The following is a 6,416-nucleotide window of genomic DNA, read 5'->3' as shown; positions in this document are numbered from 1 at the left end:
CCAGTCCGTCAGGGGGTCACCAAGATATGCCAGCACCATACTGACGACAAAAGGCGTCAGTACCGGCCCCAGAAAATGAACCACCAGAAACAGTGCCAGCGCAACAGCGGCAACCATATAACGCTGGTGAAGAGTAAGATTCATCGTAAAAATCCTTGTGTAAAAGCGCCGTGCTATTTTTACCGAAAGCTATACCGAAAAATCAGTAGTAACTTCAAGGTCGGCGGTTAACTACCTATATACGCCTACCCCCAGATTTCCTCATGAAACCTGTCGACCGAATCAATCGGAGACAGACTGTCCCATGTCAGGAACCAATCTTCACGACATTCAACTTCATATTCAGATGTGTAAAACGCCCAAAGCTCTTGCTCGTTGTCCACAAGTACGGGGAACTGAGCCTGGGCGCAATAGGTTCGCAACTGTTCAGGCAGGGGCAGCCGACCAAAATCATCACCCGACACCCGCTGTTGAATGACCCGGCGACACCAACTTTTCAGAGAAAAAAACGCATCAGGCAGTTCAGGGGATAAACCCTCCCCAAATCTGTCTTTTAATAATGTTAATGACGTCTTGTCGTAAGAAACAGGAACACCCCGTAAAGGATAATATTGATTGATATCCTTAAACGACAAATACCTCTTCGGCATTTTGTCGTACAAATATCTGAGTAAGGATTCATCCCCATGCACAGCTGCAAATAAAAAAACCAGCCCTTCTTTCTGACAGGTCGCTTTTTCCCAGCTTTCATTAAGCAATATTCGAATATACTGCAAATAACCATTCTTGATGGCTATTATCAGCGGAAACCAGGAATTCCTGTCACATTGATCAATAGGAGCCCCATGTTCAAGCAGTAACAGTAATAGATCAGGTCTCTCGGTATTCTCATCATTAACCAGTATATTGAGGGCAGATAAACCCAGCGAATTAATCAATTTCACATCGGCCTGATAACCAAGCAACAATCTGATAACCGCCTCATTCTTCGTCGCAACAGCCTTCATCAGGCTTGTCCAGCCATTCAAATCCGGGATATTAACATCTGCCCCTGAACGCAATAGCAGATCAACAGCATCAATCTGGCCATGTTGTGCAGCAATATGTAAAGCATTCAAACCAAGCACTTTATCAATCTCAACCATTTCAACATTGAGAATAATTCTGGCAACCTCCAGGAAATTCTTTTCAATGGCCAGCATTAAAGGAGTGCAACGATGCTTCGAACTTTTGCTGATCACCCCCCTGTTAAGATCCACAGAGGGATCCTTGACCAGGAATTGGACCGCTTCACAATCATTCCTCTCGATGGCTAAGAGTAAACATCCGGTAGCATTATCTGCATCACCGCTTGCCTCAGATTCCCGGTGCAGCGGTCCTGCCGCCCACTGCGGTTTTGTCATTATCAGTTTGCTACACCCTGAAGGTGCATTGGTTTCATAGCTGCAGGGTGTCAAATCGGGTAATGAAACCCATCGTCTGACAGGTTCACGATTCTCTGAAAAAGTATTGCTCAAGCCAGGACAGCCCGGGGTATTTTCCAGAGACAAAAGCGACCGGTTAAAACACGACAATGATTTGGTTCTTTTTCTTGCTCCGGGGGCGGTATCTGCATCCCGGGTATTGCCCTGTCGATACAAACAACCCCAGTCTGTTCTGCCAGAACTATCAGTACTAACACTACTATTCACATGGACCACCGATTAATGTATCGCTCACAAAGAATCAGACGAACAGGCCCATGGTAACAGCCTGTCAGCGGGACCAACTGTAGTGCATAGTAGCAGCAGAGCCAGGCTGCACAGCCGATGGAACCCGCCTGAGATTTCGCCCCAGGGCCAGGGCATCGGCTAACTGGCTTTCAGAACCATCGATAACCAGCTCCAACTCAACCGTTGAACCTGCCACTCGATAAACAGACACGTCACGAATAGCCGTGATTCTCTCAAGGTATCTATTCAGGGCAGCATAATCTTCCAGGCTGGCGATATTCCCTACCACCAGCAACGTCTTACTACTGGCATCAGAAGCATCGATGGCGTAATGCCGGGACAGTGTTGTACCCACCAGGTCAGCCGCCAGCTGCGTAACAGCAGCCGCATCAAGACCATTAACCGCCACAGACTGACTGGCTCCCCGGAAGACCAGGCTCAACCGACCATAAAAGCGTTCATCATTTTGTGATAAACGCCCCGTCAGAATCGATTCAGAGCCATAACGCCGGGACGCCTCCTGCAATTTGCCGGTAAAGCCGCCCCATACATCGACGGTTGAAACCGCCGCAGTATCTTCAAAGTCCATCAAAGGAAAGAGCAGAGGCAAGCCCCGCCCCTGAAAGGTCTCGGCAAACACCACTGGAAAGGCACCTGAGGCATTGACGATTGCGCGTTGCCCGCCATTTTCCAGCGCCAGCCATACCAGCGTGGACGGTCTGCTCGGTCCCCATATAGCCACACCGGCGCTGCGCAACAGCTGATTGATCGCCTGTTGATCAAAAACAGCCTGAAAATACTGCTGACGGTTGAGAGAGGGATCCTCACCGACTGAAGAGCTGCGAAAACCAAACTTACTGATGTAGGTTTCAGGCCTGGCCAGTGCACGCCTTACCACACTGTTGGACAGCACCTCCCGCTGTCCGGCCACTTTTACCAGCACATTTGCCAGAGCCTGACTCATGGCGTCAGCCCGCTCCTGGTAACCCTGCCCGGAAACAGGTACTTCCTGAGTGTATAGCCCTTTGACCGTGGCCGCACTGGTATATCCCGGCAATGTGGACAGAACGAGAAGGCCCAATAGCAGACACGCCATCTTACCGGCTGAGCGAACGTCAAGAGCAGGTAAAAAGGGAAGTGAACTAATCAGGTTTTGAAAAAAAGTTTTACATCGCATAGCCACAGGCATCAATAAAATCCTGTACGTAAAAATCAAATAAGTGCCATTTTGCCATAAGCGACAATTCGGTAACAGCATTGCGATAAATACCACAGCCTCCTAGAATAGCCGCCTTCATTCACCCAAATCGTTTTGGACTGAACACCGCCGTTGGCCAGTGTACAGTTCAGATTAAATCACTTCCGGCACTGCCGGAGGTAACAAGCTCTGGCAACAAGCGGATTCATATCAATGAACAAATCGGATTCCAGAACCTCCCTGAGTTACAAGGATGCAGGTGTCGATATTGACGCTGGAAACGCCCTGGTTGAACGTATTAAACAGGTGGCGAAGGCCACTTCCCGCCCTGAGGTAATGGGCGGCCTGGGCGGTTTTGGAGCGCTTTGCCAGCTGCCAGCCGGGTATAAAGAACCGGTGCTGGTTTCCGGTACCGATGGTGTTGGTACCAAACTGAAGCTGGCCATGGACCTGGGCATGCATGACCATATTGGCATTGACCTGGTGGCCATGTGCGTCAACGACCTGCTGGTTTGTGGCGCTGAGCCGCTGTTCTTTCTGGACTACTACGCCACTGGCAAACTGAATGTGGATGTGGCTGAACGGGTTGTGACCGGGATTGGCAAAGGCTGTGAACAGTCCGGCTGTGCCCTGATCGGCGGTGAGACGGCCGAAATGCCCGGTATGTACCAGGGTGACGATTACGACCTGGCGGGCTTCTGTGTCGGCATTGTTGAGAAGTCACAAATCATTGATGGCAGTAAAGTGTCCGCTGGTGACCTGTTAATCGGTTTGAAATCCAGCGGGCCGCACTCCAATGGTTACTCACTGATCCGCAAGGTTCTGGAAGTGGCCGGATCAGACCTCAATGCCACGCTGGAAGGCAAGTCACTGGCAGAGCATTTGATGGCGCCAACACGCATTTACGTCAAATCACTGCTGCAGCTGCAAAAGGAACTGCCAATCCATGCCATGGCCCACATTACCGGGGGCGGCCTGCCTGAGAATCTGCCAAGGGTGATTCCCCAGGGCTGTCGTGCGGTGATCAACACACAGAGCTGGGAAATCCCCGCCATCTTCCGTTTCCTGCAGGAAAAGGGCAACATTGAGTCCTTTGAACTGTACCGTACCTTCAACTGTGGTATTGGTATGGTGCTCTGTATCCCCGAGAGCCACCGGGAGCAGGCAATCAAGCGTCTGGAAGCGCTGGGAGAGGAAAGCGTCATTATCGGCCATATTGAATCCGCAGACAGCGATACCGATCCTGTCATTTTTCAATAACCGGAACTTTTAAGGCTCCTTTCTGACCAATAACAGGCTTGAGTGCTATTTCACCCAGGCCTGTCGAATTTCAATCACAACACCATTAAAAGCATTCAGGAAACAGCAGTGAGCGAGAAGCCAGCCGTGAGCCCAAAAAAGCGAGTTGTCGTTCTGCTATCAGGAAACGGCAGTAACCTTCAGGCACTTCTGGATCAGGAACATCACTACAGTTATCAGGTTGTCGGGGTCATCAGCAACGTACCAGAGGCTTACGGGCTGGAAAGGGCGAGACAGCACAAAGTTGCTGCCCTTGGTCTGGACTATAAGGTCTTTTCCTCCCGGGGAGCCTTTGACCAGCGCCTGGTTGAAGAGGTTAACCGCTTTGAGCCGGACCTTGTGGTACTGGCCGGTTATATGAAAATCCTCAGTCCCGAGTTTGTGGAAAAATTCGCGGGCAAGTTGATCAATATTCACCCATCCCTGCTGCCTGAATACAAAGGTCTTGGCACCTTTCGCCGGGTACTTGCTGATCAAAAGACGCGCCATGGCTGTACCGTTCACTACGTAACAACCGAACTGGACAGTGGTGCCCATATCATTCAGGCTTCACTGAGTGTCGAGCCCACCGACAATGAAGAGAGCCTGAAACAGCGTGTGCAGGCCATGGAGCACCAGATTTATCCCCTGGCCGTCCATCTGATCACCTCTGGCAGGTTTCAGCTGAACGGTGATAAAGCCATACTGGATGATCACCCCATTGACCCACTGGGCTACCAACTGCAGGAAAACGCCCTGGAACTGGCATGATTAATCTGGATCAACCACGCTTTTATTGCCACTGCTTTCAGGGCCACAGAGCGAAATCAATAACGACTCACTCCGGTCAATACAGAGCCCTCCTGTTCAGAGCAACGCTTGTCCTGACGCTATTGGCCGCAGGAAATACCGGTTTTGCAGCCGCCAGCCAGGCGCAAAACCCTGACAGCGTGAAAGCCCGGGCTTTCACGCTCAGGCCATATTCCGCCATCTATAAGGCTTCCATCAAAGGTATTCCCTTTGCCGGGTCTGGAGAAAGATCCCTGACCCAAAATGTGGACGGTACCTGGACGCTTGAGTTCAGCGCCGATGCCGCTTTCTTTGGCATGAAAGAGACCAGCCACTTTGCCCGCAAAGGTGCACAGCTGATCCCCAGTCAGTACCTTCAGGAAAGAACGGGGCTTGGCAAAAAACCGGCGGAACGTGCCACCTTTGACTGGTCCAGTAACAAGGTAAACTGGCAGCAGGGTGACCGGCAGTGGTCGATGGACCTGAAACCGGAAACGCTGGATAACCTGAGCTATCAGCTGAAACTGCGGATGGATCTGGCGGCAGCCCATGGCAAACCGCTGAGCTATGATGTTGCCGATGACGATGAAGTCTATCAGCGAAAGTTCATCATCGAAGGCGAAGAGACATTGACAACCGACCTTGGCAACCTGAAAACCGTCAGAGTCAAAATACACAGAACCAATGATGACCGGGCAACCTGGATCTGGTTTGCCAAAAATTATGACTATTTCCTGGTAAAGCTATTGCAGGAAGAAAAAGGCACGACCTATACCATCGAGATCAAAGAGGCTGCCATTGATGGCAAGCCACTGAAAAAGAGACAAGCCACAAAACTGTCTGAACGCCCCAGACATCTCTGATCAATATTTTTTCTGATACATACAACCAAAAGGAACCTGAAATGCGATTTCTCCACACCATGCTGCGTGTTGGCAACCTTGATCGATCAATCAAGTTTTATACTGAAATTCTCGGTATGAAGCTGTTGAGAAAACACGACAATGAAGAGTACCAATACACCCTCGCTTTTGTTGGCTATGCCGATGAATCCGAGCAGGCAGTGATTGAACTGACCTACAACTGGGGTACCGAACAGTACGACCTGGGCAATGCCTTTGGCCATGTAGCCCTGGGTGCAGATGATATTTATGCCACCTGTGATGCCATTCGTAAGGCCGGCGGAAAAATCACCCGGGAACCGGGTCCGGTATTGGGGGGCAGCACTGAAATTGCCTTTGTCGAAGACCCGGACGGTTACAAAATTGAACTGATTCAATCCAGGGCTGCTTCTGAAGGGCTTAACGGCTAATCCTGATTCTTCCTGATTAGGCACAGTGGTAAATTAGCCCGGATATTTCATAAACTGCCCCGAATCTCGCGCAGGACTTTGTCGCTCTAAGGGATTTTGTGAAGGAGCGCCGTACCGGGGAGTACGG

Annotated in this window: 6 protein-coding genes; 4 read left to right on the top strand and 2 right to left on the bottom strand. The window is 50.6% G+C overall.

Translation table 11 applies throughout. The annotated features are described in order from the left end of the window. Positions 1-245 precede the first annotated feature (245 nt). Both KDK13_RS16465 and KDK13_RS16460 read right to left on the bottom strand, forming a co-directional pair. Entirely contained in the window at positions 246-1,691 is a 1,446-nt protein-coding gene (locus KDK13_RS16465; protein WP_257286072.1) for an ankyrin repeat domain-containing protein, read from the bottom strand. Between the two features lie 64 nt (positions 1,692-1,755). Next, positions 1,756-2,793 carry a DUF2066 domain-containing protein gene (locus KDK13_RS16460; protein ID WP_257286071.1) on the bottom strand — a complete coding sequence of 346 codons (1,038 nt, stop codon included), beginning with the start codon at positions 2,791-2,793 and terminating at the stop codon, positions 1,756-1,758. Between the two features lie 330 nt (positions 2,794-3,123). Here KDK13_RS16460 and purM point away from each other — a divergent pair, with 330 nt between their 5' ends. The 4 genes from purM to gloA all read left to right on the top strand — a co-directional run bounded on the left by purM (position 3,124) and on the right by gloA (position 6,289). Continuing rightward, positions 3,124-4,170 carry a phosphoribosylformylglycinamidine cyclo-ligase gene (gene purM / locus KDK13_RS16455; RefSeq protein WP_257286070.1) on the top strand — a complete coding sequence of 349 codons (1,047 nt, stop codon included), beginning with the start codon at positions 3,124-3,126 and terminating at the stop codon, positions 4,168-4,170. A 108-nt stretch (positions 4,171-4,278) separates the two neighbouring features. Further along, a complete protein-coding gene (purN, locus tag KDK13_RS16450) occupies positions 4,279-4,959 on the top strand; it encodes a phosphoribosylglycinamide formyltransferase (protein WP_257286069.1) in 681 nt (226 codons plus the stop codon). Further along, positions 4,956-5,840 (top strand): DUF3108 domain-containing protein, encoded by an 885-nt coding sequence (locus KDK13_RS16445; RefSeq protein ID WP_257286068.1) that lies wholly within the window; start codon positions 4,956-4,958, stop codon positions 5,838-5,840. Before purN ends, KDK13_RS16445 begins: the two co-directional genes overlap by 4 nt. 41 nt (positions 5,841-5,881) lie before the next feature. Beyond that, the gene (gloA, locus tag KDK13_RS16440; RefSeq protein WP_257286067.1) at positions 5,882-6,289 is read left to right on the top strand and encodes a lactoylglutathione lyase; all 408 of its coding nucleotides are present in this window, start codon (positions 5,882-5,884) and stop codon (positions 6,287-6,289) included. Positions 6,290-6,416: the final 127 nt, after the last annotated feature.

The organism is Endozoicomonas sp. SESOKO1, from assembly GCF_024606265.1.
GTDB lineage: Bacteria > Pseudomonadota > Gammaproteobacteria > Pseudomonadales > Endozoicomonadaceae > Endozoicomonas.
The sequence above is the reverse complement of the archived record's forward strand: the minus strand, read 5'-3'. Positions and strand labels throughout refer to the sequence as shown.

Bases quoted from the DNA above. Each gene is read 5' to 3' on its own strand.
- purM (WP_257286070.1), top strand. From the start codon at position 3,124: ATGAACAAATCGGATTCCAGAACCTCCCTGAGTTACAAGGATGCAGGT.
- KDK13_RS16445 (WP_257286068.1), top strand. From the start codon at position 4,956: ATGATTAATCTGGATCAACCACGCTTTTATTGCCACTGCTTTCAGGGC.
- gloA (WP_257286067.1), top strand. From the start codon at position 5,882: ATGCGATTTCTCCACACCATGCTGCGTGTTGGCAACCTTGATCGATCA.